The 18,535-nt window shown below is 32.4% G+C and carries 18 protein-coding genes; 5 read left to right on the forward strand and 13 right to left on the reverse strand.

From position 1 onward, the window contains the following. Positions 1 to 23: 23 nt before the first annotated feature. From QVZ41_RS09290 to uvrB, 3 genes are all read right to left on the reverse strand, one after another. On the reverse strand, positions 24 to 398 hold the full coding sequence (locus QVZ41_RS09290; protein WP_302884293.1) for a DUF423 domain-containing protein: 375 nt from the start codon (positions 396 to 398) through the stop codon (positions 24 to 26). Further along, positions 398 to 958 (reverse strand): DUF4494 domain-containing protein, encoded by a 561-nt coding sequence (locus QVZ41_RS09295; protein WP_302884294.1) that lies wholly within the window; start codon positions 956 to 958, stop codon positions 398 to 400. Before QVZ41_RS09295 ends, QVZ41_RS09290 begins: the two co-directional genes overlap by 1 nt. Before the next feature lie 70 nt (positions 959 to 1,028). Then, entirely contained in the window at positions 1,029 to 3,014 is a 1,986-nt protein-coding gene (gene uvrB / locus QVZ41_RS09300) for an excinuclease ABC subunit UvrB (RefSeq protein ID WP_302884295.1), read from the reverse strand. Positions 3,015 to 3,195: 181 nt separating this feature from the next. Here uvrB and QVZ41_RS09305 point away from each other — a divergent pair, with 181 nt between their 5' ends. Together QVZ41_RS09305 and QVZ41_RS09310 are read left to right on the forward strand one after the other, a co-directional pair. Then, entirely contained in the window at positions 3,196 to 5,943 is a 2,748-nt protein-coding gene (locus tag QVZ41_RS09305) for a TonB-dependent receptor (protein ID WP_302884296.1), read from the forward strand. A 63-nt stretch (positions 5,944 to 6,006) separates the two neighbouring features. Next, positions 6,007 to 7,035, forward strand: a complete 1,029-nt coding sequence (locus QVZ41_RS09310) for a phytase (protein WP_302884297.1) — start codon at positions 6,007 to 6,009, stop codon at positions 7,033 to 7,035. Positions 7,036 to 7,118: 83 nt separating this feature from the next. Here the strand turns inward: QVZ41_RS09310 and QVZ41_RS09315 are convergent, their stop codons facing one another. Together QVZ41_RS09315 and QVZ41_RS09320 are read right to left on the reverse strand one after the other, a co-directional pair. Continuing rightward, entirely contained in the window at positions 7,119 to 7,367 is a 249-nt protein-coding gene (locus tag QVZ41_RS09315) for a hypothetical protein (protein WP_302884298.1), read from the reverse strand. Positions 7,368 to 7,432: 65 nt separating this feature from the next. Next, positions 7,433 to 7,675: a hypothetical protein gene (locus QVZ41_RS09320; protein WP_302884299.1), complete on the reverse strand. Its 243-nt coding sequence runs from the start codon at positions 7,673 to 7,675 to the stop codon at positions 7,433 to 7,435. 114 nt (positions 7,676 to 7,789) lie between these two features. Here QVZ41_RS09320 and QVZ41_RS09325 point away from each other — a divergent pair, with 114 nt between their 5' ends. Further along, the gene (locus QVZ41_RS09325) at positions 7,790 to 9,562 is read left to right on the forward strand and encodes an ABC transporter ATP-binding protein (RefSeq protein ID WP_302884300.1); all 1,773 of its coding nucleotides are present in this window, start codon (positions 7,790 to 7,792) and stop codon (positions 9,560 to 9,562) included. 70 nt (positions 9,563 to 9,632) lie between these two features. Here QVZ41_RS09325 and QVZ41_RS09330 read toward each other — a convergent pair whose 3' ends face one another. The 5 genes from QVZ41_RS09330 to QVZ41_RS09350 form a co-directional block, all read right to left on the reverse strand. Further along, a complete protein-coding gene (locus QVZ41_RS09330; protein ID WP_302884301.1) occupies positions 9,633 to 10,085 on the reverse strand; it encodes a MarR family winged helix-turn-helix transcriptional regulator in 453 nt (150 codons plus the stop codon). Positions 10,086 to 10,087: 2 nt separating this feature from the next. Then, complete coding sequence (locus QVZ41_RS09335) at positions 10,088 to 10,561, reverse strand: glutathione peroxidase (protein ID WP_302884302.1); 474 nt, start codon at positions 10,559 to 10,561, stop codon at positions 10,088 to 10,090. Position 10,562: 1 nt separating this feature from the next. Beyond that, the gene (locus QVZ41_RS09340; RefSeq protein ID WP_302884303.1) at positions 10,563 to 10,985 is read right to left on the reverse strand and encodes a DoxX family protein; all 423 of its coding nucleotides are present in this window, start codon (positions 10,983 to 10,985) and stop codon (positions 10,563 to 10,565) included. A gap of 114 nt (positions 10,986 to 11,099) precedes the next feature. Next, a complete protein-coding gene (locus QVZ41_RS09345; RefSeq protein ID WP_302884304.1) occupies positions 11,100 to 11,879 on the reverse strand; it encodes an ice-binding family protein in 780 nt (259 codons plus the stop codon). 100 nt (positions 11,880 to 11,979) lie between these two features. Beyond that, positions 11,980 to 12,540, reverse strand: coding sequence for a helix-turn-helix domain-containing protein (locus QVZ41_RS09350; RefSeq protein WP_302884305.1), 561 nt, complete (start codon positions 12,538 to 12,540; stop codon positions 11,980 to 11,982). A 227-nt stretch (positions 12,541 to 12,767) separates the two neighbouring features. Between QVZ41_RS09350 and QVZ41_RS09355 the strand changes: the two genes are divergently transcribed. Beyond that, complete coding sequence (locus QVZ41_RS09355) at positions 12,768 to 14,114, forward strand: DEAD/DEAH box helicase (RefSeq protein WP_302884306.1); 1,347 nt, start codon at positions 12,768 to 12,770, stop codon at positions 14,112 to 14,114. A gap of 25 nt (positions 14,115 to 14,139) precedes the next feature. After that, complete coding sequence (locus tag QVZ41_RS09360) at positions 14,140 to 15,111, forward strand: succinylglutamate desuccinylase/aspartoacylase family protein (protein ID WP_302884307.1); 972 nt, start codon at positions 14,140 to 14,142, stop codon at positions 15,109 to 15,111. A 22-nt stretch (positions 15,112 to 15,133) separates the two neighbouring features. Here the strand turns inward: QVZ41_RS09360 and QVZ41_RS09365 are convergent, their stop codons facing one another. The 3 genes from QVZ41_RS09365 to blaOXA all read right to left on the reverse strand — a co-directional run bounded on the left by QVZ41_RS09365 (position 15,134) and on the right by blaOXA (position 18,509). Next, a complete protein-coding gene (locus tag QVZ41_RS09365) occupies positions 15,134 to 16,693 on the reverse strand; it encodes a PQQ-dependent sugar dehydrogenase (RefSeq protein ID WP_302884308.1) in 1,560 nt (519 codons plus the stop codon). Positions 16,694 to 17,105: 412 nt separating this feature from the next. After that, the gene (locus tag QVZ41_RS09370) at positions 17,106 to 17,585 is read right to left on the reverse strand and encodes a GDP-mannose mannosyl hydrolase (RefSeq protein WP_302884309.1); all 480 of its coding nucleotides are present in this window, start codon (positions 17,583 to 17,585) and stop codon (positions 17,106 to 17,108) included. A 123-nt stretch (positions 17,586 to 17,708) separates the two neighbouring features. Beyond that, entirely contained in the window at positions 17,709 to 18,509 is an 801-nt protein-coding gene (gene blaOXA / locus QVZ41_RS09375) for a class D beta-lactamase (RefSeq protein WP_302884310.1), read from the reverse strand. Positions 18,510 to 18,535: the final 26 nt, after the last annotated feature.

The raw sequence follows: 18,535 nt of genomic DNA on the forward strand, positions 1-18,535 counted from the left end.
TTACTGAAAGGCTTTTTTGTTTTTTATATTAATGCTAATAAAAAGACCAGCCAAGAGAGTAGTAGACTTAGTCCTCCTAATGGAGTAATAGGCCCTAAAGCTTTTGCTGATTGTCCTTTGCTTTTTAAAATGCAAATACCATATATACTTCCTGAAAACAAAAAGACACCGATGATTGCAAATATAACAGCAAACTTTTCGGTACTTGAATCAAAAGGTAAAATGATTCCTACCAAAAGCAAGAATAAGGCATGGTACATTTGGTATTTTACGCCAATTTCAAAACTGTCTAAAATTTCTTTAGACCATTTTTTCTTGAGTAAATGACTACCAAAAGCTCCTAGTACAATGGACATAAATCCAAAAAGCCCTCCAAATATAAATGCTGTTTGTTGCATTAGTCTTCTATAGGTTCTTCTTCTTCCTCTTCTTCAGTAAACTCTTCTTCTAATGCTTCATCATCAATGTTTTCGTCTTCAGAAAAAGAATCTTCCGTATAAGTTTGTGGAGTAGCAGCTACAGTTGGTTCTTCATCTCCATCAAAGAAAGGGAAAATATCAATAATTGGAGATTCTGTAATACTTGGAATTGAATAATCAGAAACGGTATCAGCAAATTGCTCTGTTAAGTAGTCATAAGCATCCTTTACATCATTTGCCTGAACCAAAACATAAGTATTTGTTCTACGCTCTAACCCTTTGTCCTCATCTAAAGTAACTAAAGAAACCTTACACTTAAACCAACGATCTCCATTTTCATTAGGAAATAGTTCAGAAAAGTTGGCTACTTTGATGTTGGTAATTTTAAAACCTTCAGACAAATATTTACCCATTTCCTCTGTAGCACGAGCTTCTGCTTCGGTAAAAGTTAAGGCATCAAATAAATAAGGTTGGTTGAAAGTTTTGATTCTTTCGTTATCGTCTATTTTGCTGTATTTAACTTTTACTTCGTACCACATAAGATTTGTTTTTTAAGAGTGACAAATGTAAAAACAAATCCGAATTTTGAAGAAACAAATTTAAATTAATTTACAATTTACTTTTCAAGGCTTTGATTTCATCACGGAACTTGGCAGCAGTCATAAAATCTAAAGTTTTGGCTGCTTTTTCCATGGCTCGTTGTTTTTCTCTAATACGTTCTTCAATCGCAGCTTTAGATAAGTAACTAAGATCTTCTTCTGCAGCTAAATTTTGTTGAATATCTTCGTAATTGGTTCCTTGGTTATCTGTTAAATTGTTTCCTAAATCTTTTTTGATTTGAGTAGGCGTAATACCATTGGCTTCATTATAAGCAATTTGTTTTTCACGTCTACGAGCCGTTTCATCAATGGTTAACTGCATACTTTTGGTAATTTTATCAGCATACATAATAGCCATTCCGTTAACATTACGTGCAGCCCTACCCACGGTTTGGGTAATAGACCTATGAGAACGTAAAAATCCTTCTTTATCTGCATCTATAATAGCGACCAAGGAAACTTCTGGTAAATCCAGCCCTTCACGTAATAGGTTCACTCCAATCAACACATCAAACAAACCTTTACGTAAATCTTGCATGATTTCTACACGTTCCAAAGTATCTACATCGGAATGTATATAACGACAACGTACCTGAATTCTGGTTAAATATTTGGCCAATTCTTCCGCCATACGTTTGGTTAAAGTAGTTACCAATACACGTTCATCAACCTCAATACGTTTGTGAATTTCTTCAATCAAATCATCAATTTGGTTTTGACTAGGACGAACTTCAATGATAGGGTCTAACAATCCAGTAGGACGAATGACTTGTTCTACCACCACACCACCAGATTTTTCTAATTCATAATCAGCAGGAGTCGCAGTTACATAGATTACTTGATTTTGAATGGCTTCAAACTCCTCAAATTTTAACGGACGATTGTCCATGGCTGCAGGCAATCTAAAACCAAATTCTACTAAATTTTCTTTTCTAGAACGGTCTCCACCGTACATGGCATGGGTTTGTGGAACGGTTACGTGACTTTCATCAATGACCATTAAAAAATCTTCAGGAAAATAATCAATCAAACAGAAAGGTCTTGTTCCGGGTTCTCTACCATCTAAATATCTAGAATAGTTTTCAATTCCGCTACAATATCCCAATTCACGAATCATTTCTAAATCAAATTCCGTACGTTCTTTTAAACGTTTGGCTTCAAGTGTTTTCCCGATTTCATTAAAATAATCGTATTGTTTCATCAAATCATTTTGAATTTGATGAATGGCATCTTGTAAAATATCGGGAGAAGTCACAAATAAGTTGGCAGGATAAATATCCAAATTATCAAAACGTTCAATGACTTGCTTATTTTCTAAATCGTAAGACTCTATATCTTCTATTTCATCACCAAAAAAATGAACTCTGTAGGCATATTCTCCATAAGAAGGAAAAATGGTAACCGTATCTCCCTTTACTTTAAAACTTCCACTTTTCATATCAGCTTCTGTACGTGCGTAAAGACTTTGTACCAACATGTGCAAAAACTTAGTTCTACTTAAAGTTTGATCTACTTGAATACTGATGACATTTTTTTTGAACTCTACAGGATTTCCAATACCATACAAACAAGAAACAGAAGCTACCACCAACACATCTTTTCTACCTGAAAGTAAGGCAGAAGAAGTACTGATTCGCAAACGTTCAATTTCATCATTGATAGATAAATCTTTTTCTATATATACTCCAGAGGAGGGAATGTAAGCTTCGGGTTGATAATAATCATAATAAGAAACAAAATACTCAACCGAATTGTTAGGGAAAAAGTTTTTAAACTCAGAATACAACTGCGCAGCCAAGGTTTTGTTATGTGCCAATACCAAAGTAGGTTTTTTTACTTCTTGAATGACATTGGCAACCGTAAAAGTTTTACCAGAACCTGTAACTCCTAATAGAGTTTGGTATTGATCTCCATTATTGATTCCTGCAACCAATTCTTTAATAGCATTGGGTTGATCTCCGGTGGGTTTGTATTTAGAAACGATTTTAAAATCCATAAAGCAAAATTACACAATCCATTTAAGAATTAAGCTATGTTAATTAGTTGTAAATACAATGTTTTTAAATTGTTTAGTTAACATTTAGATAATGGTTTGTTGGGGTTTTAGTTATGATTTGTTAAACAGCAGTGTTGTTCTTGTTGTCTAGTTTTACGGCTCAAAATAATAAACAATAACAATGAAAAAACTAAGACTTTTAATTTTAACATCATTAATGACTGTGGTCAGCTTTGCACAAAGCAAAGGAAGTATTGTAGGGCATGTTACAGATCCAAACAATTTACCTATTCCAGGAGCTGTTATTAAAATAGAATCTCTAAACATGATGGCAGTGACTGATTTTAATGGAGATTATACTTTTGTAGGAATTGCCAATGGAGATTATCTATTAAAATCTAGCTGTCTAGGATGTAAAGACTTAACAAAAGTGGTAAAGGTGAATGGAAAAACTGTTGTAGCAAACTTTCTATTAGATTCAGCATTGAATGAGTTAGATGAAGTGGTTTTAAAAGGAAGTAATTCTAAAGGGCAAGCAAAAGCATTGAACAAACAAAAATCTAATTTTAACATTACTAATATTGTGGCAGCCGATCAAGTAGGGAAATTTCCAGACGCAAATATTGGAGATGCTGTAAAAAGAATTCCTGGGATTGCGGTTCAGAATGATCAAGGAGAAGCAAGAAATATCATCATTAGAGGAATGGCTCCTCAATTGAACTCTGTTACCTTAAACGGAGAAAGAATCCCATCTGCAGAAGGAGACAATAGAAATGTACAAATGGATTTAATTCCATCGGATATGGTACAAGCTGTTGAGGTAAACAAAGTATTGACTTCTGATATGGAAGCAGATGCAATTGGTGGTTCTGTAAACTTGGTTACTAGAAAAGCAGGAGAAAAAACTAGAATCACTTTAACAGGTGCTTACGGACAAAACCCTGTAAGAAATACACCTATGTACAATGGTGCTGCGGTACTTGCCGGGAGAATGTTTAATAACAAATTAGGAGCAGTGTTAAGTACTTCTATTCAGTCTAATGAATTTGGTTCTGACAATATTGAGTTTGAATGGGATAAATATCTAAATAATACAGCTGTAGTTGTTGCTCAAGACATCAGAAAATACGATGTTACTCGTGTAAGACAGAGTGTTGCTTTAAATTTAGATTATAAAATAAACAACAACAACACACTTTACTTTAATACAGTTTTAAACAATAGAAAAGACTGGGAAAATAGATACAGAGTACAATATAAAGATATTGAAGAAACAACTCCTGGGGTATATGAATCTGAAGTGAGGAGAGAAACCAAAGCAGGAACTAAGAAAAATGCAAGATTAGAAGAACAACAAATTAAAAAGTATTCTTTGTTTGGAGAGCATATTTTATTTAACTCTGTGAAATTTAATTGGAAGACAAATTATTCTAAAGCTTCTGAAACCAGACCTGACGAAAGATATATCAGCTACCGTTTAAAAGATGTTGAATTGACTCAAGACTTATCTGATACAAGATTTCCAGGAATCAACCCAACCGGAACAGATTTTAACAATCCAAGCGCACTAAAATTAAAAGAAATTTCTGAAGAAAATCAATACACACAAGAAGAAAACTACGGAGCTAAGTTTGATTTAGAAATTCCAATGTTACAAGGAGATTTTGAAAATACGTTAAAAGTAGGATATCGTTATAAAAATAAAGAGAAGAGTAGAGACAATACTTATAGTGAATATGAGCCAGTTTCTGGAATGGACAATATGAGTGATGTTGCTTATAGCGATCAAACCGTAAATGGATTTTTACCAGGAGACAAATACAAGTCTGGTTTCTTTGTAGATAAAGAGTTTTTAGGTTCATTAGATTTAAAAAACACCAACTTATTTGATGCCAAACCTATTTTAGAAGAGTTTGTGCCTGTAAATTACAATGCTAAAGAAACGGTTAATGCTGCTTATGGAATGATTACTCAAAAGTTAACACCAAAATTATCTGCATTGATAGGACTTAGAGTTGAAAGAACAGATTTAGATTATACGGGTTATAGAATAGATATTAACACAGCAACAAGTGTAAATGATGCGACTAAAATAGAAGCTTCTAAAAATTATACTAATTTTTTACCAAACTTACAGTTTAAATATAACTTGCAACCTAATACTATTTTTAGAGCAGCTTATTCAACTTCAATCGCTCGTCCTAATTATTATGATTTGGTTCCTTATCAAAACATCAATTCTGAAGATTTAGAGTTTGAAGAAGGAAATTCAAGTTTAGAAGCAAGTTATGCTAACAATTTAGATTTTATGTTTGAGCATTATTTCTCGTCTGTAGGAATTATTTCTGGAGGTGTTTTTTATAAAAACATAGACAAATTTGTATTCACTTATGTAGAAGATAATTATACAGATGCTGCTTTCCCAGGAGAATCTTTTGAATATTCTCAACCGAGAAATGGAAACAAAGCAAAGGTTTATGGATTAGAGTTATCCGTACAAAGAAGATTAGATTTCTTACCTAAGTTCTTAAAGAACTTAAATGTATATGCAAACTATACTTATACAGATTCTGAAGCAGATGGTGTAGAAGGTAGGTCTAAATTGGCTTTAGCAGGAGCAGTTAAAAATATGTTCAATGCTTCTTTAGCGTACGAAACAAAAAAATTAACGGTAAGAACATCTTTAAACTACGCAGGAGCTTATATTGATGAATATGGAAGTGAAGCTTTTGAAGATATTTATTATGATTCTCAAATGTTTTTAGATGTAAATGCTACTTATGAAATCTTTAAAGGATTAAGGTTGTTTACAGAGTTTAAAAACTTAACCAATCAAGAATTGAGATATTACCAAGGTAAAAAAGACTTAACGGCACAGGCAGAGTACTACAACTTTAACTGGAATGTTGGGGCAAAATATAATTTTTAATTAATTAAAAAACATCATAAATGCCTATATGATTTTAGTATAGGCATTTATGTATTTATATATATGAAAAGAATTTTAATAGTAGGATTGATTGCGTTACAAGTAATTTCTTGTCAATCAGTAAAAAAAGATGCTAATTTGGTTTTTCCGGTACAAGCAGTAAGAGAAACCACACCTGTAGAGAGCTTAGAGGATGCAGCAGATGATGCTTGTATTTGGATCAATCAAAAAGACGTAAATGCTTCTTTAATTATTGGAACCAATAAAAAACAAGGTTTATGTACTTATAATTTACAAGGAGAGTTGTTAAATAATGATCCTGTAGGAAAAGTAAACAATGTAGACATAAGAGATCAGTTTTATTATAAAGGAGATACCATTTCTGTCGTTACTGCTTCTAATAGAACCAATAATACCATTACAGTACATCGAGTACATGCAGATGGAACTTTCGAAAATATCGCTAAAGATGCTATAAAATCTAACTTAAATGAAGTGTATGGCTTGTGTATGTATCAAAACTCAGGAAATACTTATGTGTTTATTTCTGGAAAAGATGGAGAGGTAGAAAAATGGCAATTAATTGCTCAAGAAGATGGAGTTGTGGGAGCATTGATAAGTACGATTTCTGTAGGTTCTCAAACTGAAGGAATGGTGGCTGATGACGAATTAGGATTTGTTTATATTGGAGAAGAAGATGTGGCTTTGTGGAAATACAACGCAAACAACTTAGAAGAAAATAGAACTTTGGTGGCTAAAACATCTGACGTAAATATGAAAGATGATTTTGAAGGAGTAACGCTTTACAAACAAGAAAACAATACAGGGTATGTAATATTATCTTCTCAAGGAAACAATTCTTATGCGATGTTTGATAGAGTGACTAATCAATACATCAAGAGTTTTACACTTGTAGATGGAGAGATTGATGGTACTAATGATACCGATGGTATTGATGTAACTTCAGTAAGTTTCAAAGATTTTCCAAAAGGATTTTTTATTGCTCAAGATGGAACCAACATGGATGGAGAAGTAAAGAAAAATCAAAACTTTAAAATAGTAGATTTTAGAGAGGTGTTAAAGGGACTTTAATTCCTCTATTTAAATAAATTTATACAAAAAAAAATCCGCTTCATTCACGTAGCGGATTTTTTTTGTATAAACCTATATAATCATTAACCAAAAATCCTATTCAACATTTGTTTGTCTGCATTTTTAATACTCCAATCGCAATTTGGATAATTAATTTCTATGCATACATTTTTCTCATTCATATCGTGAATAAGACTTTTATCTTTTCTACTTAATAATCCATTAATCATTAATAGTTTTTGTGTTAGCTTAGAACGTTTGTTTTTTAACATTCGGTGCATCATTACACTTCTATCACTAGATTTGATAATCACATTTTTAATAAATTTCATAACGGTTTTGTTTTTTAAGATTCCTCATTAATATACAAAAAACCAATGAATTAATCAAGATATGTTTAGCCAAATATTCTATTGATGAGTTTCTTACTGGCATTTTGTATTTTCCATTCTCCGCTATATCTGTATATGTAAAGCGTAGCATTTTCTTCATTTATCAAACGGATGATTTTTTTATCTCTGTTTTTTAAATAATTGATAATTCTATCTAAAATAGCTTTAGATCTGTCGTACTTTTTTAAATCAGGATTGTGTAGTTCAAGGCTACCGTCAAAAACTACAATGTTGTTGATTGTGTTCATAACTTAAATGATTTTAAGACCTCTTTAAATTACGAAAAAAATGTCTAATTAAATAAAAAACACAATATTTAAAACAAGCTAGAACAGTATCTTTATCCATCAAAATAACAAAGCATGAAATCATATCAAGACAAAGCATCTGATAAAAAAAATAAAAAATCTAAAATAACCATGGCTGCAGCTTTTAAGAGCATTATTTGGCCAAGACGTAAACTGGTTTTTATAGGTTTGATTTTAATAGTCTTAAGCCGTTTGGCAAGTTTGGTTTTGCCATGGAAAACAAAGATTTTGTTAGATGAGGTCATTCCTAACAAAAATTTTGAGGAGCTTAAAAATTTATTGTTAATCGTGGCTGGAGCTATATTGGTACAAGCCGTTACGTCTTTTTTGTTGACCAAAATATTAAGTGTACAAGCTCAGTTTTTAATTTCTGAGTTAAGAGCACAAGTGCAAAAAAAAGTATTGTCTTTACCCATTAGTTTTTTTGACAACACCAAATCGGGAGCTTTGGTTTCTAGAATTATGAATGATGTAGAAGGAGTTCGTAATTTAATTGGAACTGGTTTGGTGCAATTGGTGGGAGGAACTATTACGGCCGTGATTTCTTTGATTTTATTGATTAAAATTAGTTGGTCCATGACTCTTTTTGTCTTGGTTCCCGTTGGAATTTTTGGATTTATTGCCCTAAAAGCTTTTGCTTACATAAGACCAATTTTTAAACTAAGAGGAAAAATAAATGCTGATGTCAATGGTCGTTTAACGGAAACCTTGGCGGGAGTTAGAGTTATTAAAGCCTTTAATGCCGAAGAGCAAGAAAATAAAGTGTTTGAAAAAGGTGTTGATTTGATGTTTCAAAATGTAAAAAAGAGTTTAACGGCTACGGCTTTAATGACTAGTACTTCTACTTTTTTATTAGGAATTGCTTCTACTGGAATTATGGGGATTGGTGGTTATAAAATCATTCAAGGCGAATTAACCATTGGAGACTTTTTATCATTTACTTTATTATTAGGATTTATGATTGCTCCCATTGTACAGATGAGTAATATTGGGAGTCAGTTAACCGAAGCTTTGGCAGGTTTGGATAGAACGGAAGAGTTGATGAATATGCAAGCTGAAGATGAAGATGAAAATAGAACAGAGGTCATCAACTATTTTAAAGGAGACATCGAGTTTAAAGACGTCTCTTTTGCTTATGAAGAAAATAAAAATGTGTTAAACAACATTAGTTTTAAAGCAGCTTCGGGTTCTGTGATTGCCTTAGTAGGTAGTTCAGGTTCTGGAAAATCTACCATTGCAGGTTTATCAGCTACTTTTTTAAACCCAAAATCAGGGACGATTACCATTGATGGTCATGACTTGTCTAAAGTAAAATTAAATAGTTTTAGAAAGCATTTAGGAGTGGTTTTACAAGATGAGTTTTTGTTTGAGGGAACGATAAAAGAAAACATTATGTTTCCCAGACCCAATGCGACTGAGGAACAATTACAAAATGCCGTAAGTGCCGCTTATGTAAATGAATTCACAGATAGATTTGAAGATGGATTGGATACTTTGATCGGAGAAAGAGGGGTGAAGTTGTCGGGTGGACAAAGACAGCGTATTGCCATTGCTAGGGCTATTTTAGCAGATCCTAAAATTATTATTTTAGATGAAGCGACTTCTAATTTAGATACAGAAAGTGAAGTATTGATCCAAAAAAGTTTGGCACAATTAACCAAAAATAGAACAACTATTGTCATTGCACACCGTTTGAGTACTATTAGAAAAGCAGATCAAATATTAGTAATAGAAGGAGGGCAAATTGCAGAACGTGGTACGCATGATGAATTAATAGCTTCTCAAGGGCGTTATTATGATCTGTACACTTATCAAGGAAAGATTTAACAATCATTATCTATACAACAAAAAAACAGCCTTAAAAAAGGCTGTTTTTTTGTTGTCACTATTTTCTCAATTATAGTTTTTCTTTTAACCCTTCCATTAATTTAATTAGTGTTTTCTGAAACTCGATAGCTTCCGATAACGAAATTGTATCTGTTTTAAATGATTGTATAATCTTTTCAGGAATACAAACTGCTTTTTGTTTTAGGTTTTCTCCTTCTTTAGTAAGTGATATCAATACGGTTCTTTCATCTTTAACAGAACGTTTTCTTAAAATAAGTTTTTTTTGTTCTAATCTTTTTAATAGGGGAGTTAAAGTGTTAGATTCTAATAAAAGTTTTTGACCAATATTGCTTACACTCTGTTCTTTGTATTGCCACAAAACCAATAAAACAAGATATTGAGGATAAGTAATATCTAGTTCCTCTAAATAGGGCCCATACATTTTTGTGGTGAGTCGTGAAACTGCATAAAGAGGAAAACATAATTGATTTTCAAGATGTAGATTTTCATAATTTTCATCCATCCTTAAAGAATTTTTGTAATCAACTTTTCCATTTTCTCAGGCTTGGTAATGGGTGCAAAACGTTTGACGGGCTTTCCGTTTTTATCAACAATAAACTTGGTAAAGTTCCATTTAATTTTGCTGCCAAAGCATCCTCCTAATTTTGACTTTAAAAATTTAAAAATAGGATGCGTGTTAGTTCCATTCACTTCAATTTTCTCAAACATAGGAAAACTAACCCCATAATTAATTTGACAAAATTCTTGAATATCCTCTGAACTTCCAGATTCTTGTTTTCCGAATTGATTACAAGGAAATCCTAAAATAATCAATCCCTGTTCTTTGTATTTCTGATATAAATTTTCCAGTCCTTCGTATTGAGGGGTTAGCCCACATTTACTAGCGGTGTTTACTATTATAATGGTTTTTCCTTTGTACTGTTCCATGGAAACAGTTTCACCGTTTAATAACGTTGCTTTTAAATTGTAAAAATTCATTTTATTTTTTCTTAAGGTTTAATAAATATTTAAAGGCTCCTGTAGACCAAAGTACCCACATGATTAAAACAGGTTGAAAAAACAATCTGATGAGTCTTTTTCTATCAGTGTCTAACCCAAAAGCATCAATCCCGTTGGTGTACTGTGAAATATTTCCAGGAAAAATTAGAACATAAAAAATGGCCAAACCAATTCCGATTTTCACTTTGTTTTTAATCCAAAAAATCAAAGCCAAGCCAAGAGCTATTTCTAATATCCCCGAGGATATAACTACAAAGTCCATGAATTCAGGACTGCTAGGAAGCCATCTAGGAACTTGAGCTTGAAACTCTTGTCTTTGAAAAGTTAAGTGTCCAATACCCGCTAAGGTCATCAAACCACCTAAGAATATTCTCATTAAATTTTGAATGTTATTTGTTTTCATAAGTATCTTTTAAGATTATATCGTTTACGATATAAATGTACGGAATAAATATTAATAAAAAAAGCGTCTAGTTGAACAACTAAACGCTTTTTCATGGATGATAAAACCTTAAAACTAAGGTTGTGTTACTGTGCTACCTTCTAAAGTAACGGCAGCAATTCTTGCCAATAACCTACCATTAACAGTGGCTCCAGTGTTTAACGAAATAGATTGATCTGCCAAAATAGTTCCTTTAAAGACTGCAGTGCTCCCTAAGGTTGCTGAAGTTCCAACTTGCCAAAAGATGTTAGAAGCCAACGCACCCCCCGAAAGAATCATTCGACGACCAGAAGTCATATTCAACGTAGAGGCGATCTGAATGATGAATACTGCGTTTGCATTTCCTTTAGCATCAAAAGTCAAATCCCCTGAAGAAATTTCTAAAGAACCACTAGATTTATATAAACCAGGACTTAATGTTAGACCACCAATATTGCCCGCCAAAAGTACCACATCAGTTGAGGTACGTCCTGCAGCATCATTATAGGCAATGGTTAAATCTCCTTTAGCAGCCGTAAGGGTGGTTGCATCGGGCACTGAACCAGCAGGTCCAGAAGCATCAGAAGTATAAACCGTTCCTGTAATTTCATTGTCACCAAACCCACTAATATAACTACCTGCAGCCGGACTCAACCCAATGTTACCTGTAACGGCAGAAGTCGGAACATTTGAAATTAATGAACCTGCAAGAATGGTAAAATTAGCAGCAGATTGCATATTAATAGTTGTTTGAGTTATAGTTTGAATAGGAATGTTAATTTTGTCATCTTTTGTAACATCTTCATCTTTAGAACATCCAGAAAGCATTACAGCGAATACCAATGCCGCACTTATCATTGTGTATTTATATGTCATATTGATTTGTTTATGTTGGGAATGAATTTTCTCAACCTAGATAAGGTACGATGGCTTTAGGTCTTTGTTGTTACATACAAATCAGAATAATTTACATAAATCACACTTTTTCTAAGTTCATTCTACGTTTTTTGGCAATGCCTTTATAAAAAGTAGGCGTTAATCCTGTAATTTTTTTAAACTGATTGGACAAATGTGCTACACTGCTGTAGTGAAGGAGTAAGGATATTTCTGTAAGAGATAACTCGTTATAAAGCAAGAGTTCTTTAACTTTTTCAATTTTATTCAAGATGATAAAATGCTGAATGGTAATGCCTTTTACTTCGGAAAAAACATTAGATAAATAGGTGTAATCATATCCAAGTTTTTCACTGATATAATCAGAATTGTTGACCAATGGAATTTCATCTGAATAATGAATCATTTTGGTGATGATGTTTTTGATGCTTTCTACCAAAATACTTCTTTTGTTATCTAGTAATTCTAAGCCTGATTTTCGCAGGTTTATTTTTAACTGATCGTGTTGTTCTTTAGTAATGTCTTTTTGAATTTCTACCAAACCAAGATCTACAGCATGATAAGAAATTCCTAATTTTTTTAATTCTTCTTTCACCATTATTTTACAGCGAAGGCTTACCATGTATTTAATATATAATATCATTGATTTGTTTTTTTAAAATATTGATTATCAATATTTAAAGTCAGCTTTTTTTCTAGGAGCTTTTGGTGGATAGAGAATGCTCTAAAGTACTTCCTTTTAGAATCTATTCAATTTTATTTGATGAAAAAATACATCATGCTGTGTTAGGGAAACTTTAAATAAATATGATTTATTCCTAAGCGATTATTAAGACGGAGAGTTTCATACCTTTGCTCAAATTATTTTTTATGACAAAGCTGTTTTCAGATTTAGGGTTATCATCTACACTTATCAATACTTTGGAAGGTTTAGGAATTACAGAACCTACAGAAATTCAAATACAATCCATTCCCGTAATTTTAAATCAAAAGGATGATTTTGTAGGACTGGCTAATACAGGTACAGGTAAAACAGCTGCTTTTGGATTGCCCTTGTTACAAATGGTGGATGTTTCAATCGAATCTATTCAAGTCGTTATTTTAGCTCCGACCAGAGAATTGGGAAAACAAATTCATAACAATTTAACAGATTTTGGTGCAGACATTTCTGGACTGTTTATTGCTGAGGTTTGTGGAGGAACTTCTGTAAAACCTCAAATAGAAATTTTACAGCAAACTACCCATGTGGTAGTAGCCACTCCAGGTCGTTTGATTGATTTGATTCAGAGAGGAAAAATTGACTTAAAACAAGTAAAATATTTTGTGTTAGATGAGGCCGATGAAATGGTATTGTCTTTAAAAGAAGGGTTGGATAAAATTGTGGAGGTAATGCCTAAGCAAAAAAGAACTTTTTTATTCTCGGCAACTTTACCAGGTTCGGTAAAACAATTGGTTCAGAATTATTTGTCTAAACATGTAACACAAGTTGGTGCTGAAACCAATTATACGGCTCATAAAGATGTAGCTCATCATTATGTAGTGGTAGAACCTATAGAAAAACTAAACGTGTTATTGCACTTTTTGTCTAGTAAAGAAGGAGAACAGGGAATTATATTTTGTAAAACCAAAGCAGCAGTTAATAAGTTGGCAAAGAATTTAGCCATCAATAAAATTTCTTCGGGAGCCATTCACGGGAGTTTAACACAAGGAATTCGTGACAGAATAATGGAGCAATTCCGTGAAGGGTATATCAATACTTTGGTAGCGACAGATGTTGCAGCGAGAGGAATTGATATTAAAAATGTATCGTACGTAGTTCATTACCATTTACCAGATGCCATGGAAACGTATATTCACCGTAGTGGTAGAACAGCTAGAGCAGGAGCAAAGGGAATGTCTTTAGCCGTATTACAAGCCGATGAAGTTGAAAAAATGAAGTTTTTAGGAGAAGAGTATGAAATTGATTTACATACTTACACCAAACCCAATGCAGTGAGCATTGAAGAAAATAATACAATTCTCTGGGCAAAAAAGATATTTAAAACCAAACCCAATAGAGCAGTTTCTGAGGAGGTAAAAGCAGCGGTAAAAAATGTATTTCATCATTTAACCAAAGAAGAGTTGGTTGATAAAATTTTAGCCAATTATTTACTAGAAAACAAAACAGCTGATTTGTTAGCAACAGACAAACCAATAAAGAAAAAGAAGAAAAAATAATATAATAGATAACGTATCCTAATCCATGCCTAAAAAGATTACCATCCTTGGAGAGAAAATTTTACCTGGTATAACGTATCAGATAAAAACAGATATAGCTCGTTTACATACACGAACAAAAGTAGAGGTGCCTATTATTATCAGTAGGGCCAAAGTAGATGGTCCTTGTGTTTTATTGAGTGCGGGGATTCATGGTGATGAAGTGAATGGAGTAGAAATTGTTAGACAAATAGTGGCAAATAAATACAACATTCCAGATGCAGGAATTATTATTTGTGTTCCCGTAGTAAATGTTTTTGGTTTTTTAATTAAAACCAGAGAGTTTCCGGACGGTAAAGATTTAAACAGGAGTTTTCCAGGAGCAAAAAATGGCTCTTTGGCGAGTAAGTTTGCTCATTTTTTTATGAATGAAATAGTGGATCATGTAGATTATTGTATTGATTTTCACACAGGAGGAGATTACCGATTTAATTATCCTCAAATAAGAATTTCAGATGATGATCCATACACTTTTAATTTGGCTAAAATATTTGGAGCTAAGTTTGTCAAGTATTCTTCAGAAAGAGAAAAATCATACAGAGCCTCGGCAGTAGCTTGTGGTAAAAAAGTATTGTTGTTTGAAGGAGGAAAATCCTTAAACATCAATCCTAAAGTTACAGAGGTTGGAGTCACAGGTGTTTTAAATGTGTTAGATGCTTTGGGAGTGAAAAGTTTTCCAGAAGCACATACGCCTTTTAAAGAAGAAAAGGAGCAGGTGGTTTTTAATGAATCTAAATGGATTAGAGCCAATGCCTCAGGAATGTATAGGTCTTTGGTAATTAATGGAGAGCCTATAGAAAAAGGAGAAGTCATAGGCTTGATTACCGATCCTTATGGTTTTTTTGAAAAAAAAATAAAATCTCCAGTATCAGGTTATATTATTTGTTTAAACCATTCTCCTATTGTCAATCAAGGAGATGCCATAGCGCATGTAGCAATTGAAAATATGGAAGAATAAATGAATAGGTTTTTATATTTAATTAGTGCAGAAAGACACGTTTTTTCCAGAAATTATTTTTCTCTTTAAGATTTAAAATATAAAATCCAGGGGTAATTCCTTCTATTTGTCTTTGATTTATTCCCATTTCTAAATTGGAAAATCTCATTACAACTTGCCCCATTGAATTTATTAATTCAGCATTAAAGTCATGGTTGTTTCCGTCCTTTATATCAATATAAAGAACACGTTGGGTAGCGTGCTGCCAAATTTTTAAAAAATGATCGTTTTCTATTTGATTCACAGACATAGATTCTTGGTAAGTGAATTTTAATATTGCTCCAGGGTGTTGCAAGGTTGTTTCAATATTCATTCCAGATTCATCTGCTGTTTTTCCAGATTCATCAGTGATGACATAAATAGATTTTCCATCAGGATCTATAGCGATGTCTCTGTATCTGTTTGTTGTGTAAAAGTATGCCGTCGGATTTCCAATAACACTAGTCCCTTCTTCGTTTAATTGTACCCTGTATATTTTTCCTCTTTTTAAACTGGTAATTAGTAAAGAATTTTTCCAATTAGGGATTCCTTCTCCTTTATAGAAAGCAATACTAGAAGGAGCTATATTAGGTCGGCACATCCAAGAATTGGTACAGTTAGGGTCTTTTTCTGAGTTTGGTGGGAATAAAGAAATAATAGGATCTTGATAATTAGCTTCTGTAAAAGAGGTTTCATTAGCATGACAACCATCAGAATCATAGACTAAATTGTCTTTTAATCCAGCAACATATGGCCAGCCATAATTTTTTCCAGAATTGATAATATTTATTTCATCATCAGAACTTGGGCCGTGTTCATCTGAATATAATATTCCATTACTTCCATAAACAAGTCCTTGAGGGTTTCTGTGTCCATAAGAATAAACATGACTTTTAACACCGTTAAGGATAGGGTTATCTTCTGGAATAGAGCCGTCCAAGTTAAGTCTTAAAATTTTACCTGGATAATTTTGCCAGTTCTGTTGATTTATTTCTTCTTGAGTAGGTAAAAATTGTGCTAAGTTACTAGCACAAACCTTTACGGCTTGATCTCCAATGGTATGATAAAGTTTTTTGTCAGGTCCAAAAATCAAACGTCCAGATTGATGGTCATCAGAGGAAGGAAGGTTGTCAAAAATGACTAAGGGGGAAGATAAATAACCATTATCTTGATTTATATTGTAAGTGTATCGGACTAATTTTTGTTTGTTTTGTCCAGAAACTTTGTGAGTGTAGGATAAATAAACATATGGGCTTCCTGTTTTAAACTCGTTATGAAAAGCCATTCCTAAAAGCCCATCTTGGTTACCACCAAAAGATATGTCAGAGAGTGTAATCAACTCGTCTCTTTGACCATTTATTGGATTTATTCTAACAACAACCCCATTTTTTTCTGTAACCCATAAATAATCATCTGGACCATAGTGTAAATCAAAAGGTTTGTTTAGTAAAAAGTCTGAGCCAATTTGTGTCATCAAAAAAGACTCATTTTGTGAATATGATATTTTATTTAATAAAAGGGTAAGGGATATATAAAGAATACGTTTTATATATGAAAAATTCATTGTTATATTTTTGTTTAAAGAAACGAAATAATATTTATATGGTAATATATTTACTTTTAAATTCGGTCATTTTTGTTTGAGTTTTTTTAATACTGTGAGCAACTTCCAAGTTCCTAAATTTTCTTAGAAATTTATTTTTTATCAAGCTAGTTTATTTCTCTCTAAGCAGTTACATTAATAATAGTTTGTTTTCATTTACTAGATTTCTTATAAGTTGAAAAATAATAAAATCATAAACTTTTGAGGTGTTTTAAAGTTTAGCTTTTAAAACTTCAGGCATTAAATAGTATGCGCTTTTTAGTTAAAATATTGCCCATAGTAAAATATAATGGTTCAGTATAAGCGTTCGTATCGGAAGGTAAGAGAGGTAAGGACTAATTTTAAGATACTACACAAATGCAAAACGATCAAATTAGGTTTGACTAAAGGCTTTGTGTCCGTTAAAGTAATTTTTGGTATTGTTATGCACTTTTGCATGTGCTAACAATTCTTGTTTGCTAGCCCACCAATATTCAGAATGTTGTGCTTTTGGGAGTTCGATGTTTTTTTGCTTTAAGGTCACATGAAAAGCATTCACAATATAATGGGTACCAAAACCTTCAAGCTCTGCATAGTTGGTAGGGTATAGGTGCTCGTAAACCCCTACAAAAGTAGCTTCGTGTAATTGAATTTTAAACCCCAATTCGGCTTCAGATATGCGTTGAAAAGCCTCGGTAAAAGGTTCGTTTTTTCTAATCACACCTCCAGGAACAAACCAAGTGTGTTTTGCTGGACTATTCAAGCGGTACCCCAATAATATATTTCCCTCAATATCTTCAATAATTAAATCTATGGAAACCAAAGGCGTGTTTTTTACCACTTCGATGTATACTTCTTTAGGGAGCTTTTTCATGTTTTTCTTGTAAAAATAGTTATAAAAGTCTAAATGTTAGTTCTGTTATAATTGCTCTTTCTAAAAGGTTAAATTTTTTGATGACGGTCTTTGCAGATCAATTTAACTTATTTATGTTGCGTTTTATTTTATAAATTCCAAAGCTTTAAGTGTTAATTCTTTTCTTAGTTTAGGAAATAATTCTTTGTTTGTGTTTTCATTAGGTTCAATATTAGTAGCGAAAAAGTAAGTGTTGTTTTTTGTTTCTACATAACCTACAAACCAACCATTGTAGTTTCCGTTTCTAATAGATAATCCAGTTTTTCCGTATAATTTATATTTTTTGTTGTCTTCAATAAAAGAGATTCTTTTTAGAATTTCTTCTGTCCTTTTAGAAATTTTTAATTCAGAATTCACCAGACGTTTTAAAAAATCTATTTGTTGAAATTGATTGATTTTTGAGGTTCCTTCTAGCCAGAATACGTCTAAATTTTTAGAAGTAACATTCATCTCTCCAAATTGTAATTTTTTGAGATATTCATTCATTCTTTTTTCTCCAATTTTATTGGCAATTTCTTGGTAACACGGAACGCAGGAGTATTGAAAAGCATCTCTTAACATTAAATCTTGCTCCCAAATTTTATAAGCTCTTTTTTCTCCATTCCATTTAAATAATGTACTGTCATTTTCTACAACTTTAGTTTCTAAAGCAATTATAGAGTGCGGAATTTTATAGGTAGAAGCAGGCAAACGACCTGTTTTAGCCCAATCAAAGTTATTTGAGTAAAACACATCTTTTTGTGCATCATAAATCAGTATGGAACCTTCTACATGATTTGAGTTTATTATTGATTGAAATTCGGACTTCAGTATTTCTTTTGTATTGTTTTTTTGATGACAAGAAATTAAAATACCTACCGTTAAAATAATATTTAATATTTTCATAATGTTACTGTTGTTAACCACTTTGT

Source organism: Wenyingzhuangia gilva, from assembly GCF_030519655.1.
Lineage (GTDB): Bacteria > Bacteroidota > Bacteroidia > Flavobacteriales > Flavobacteriaceae > Wenyingzhuangia > Wenyingzhuangia gilva.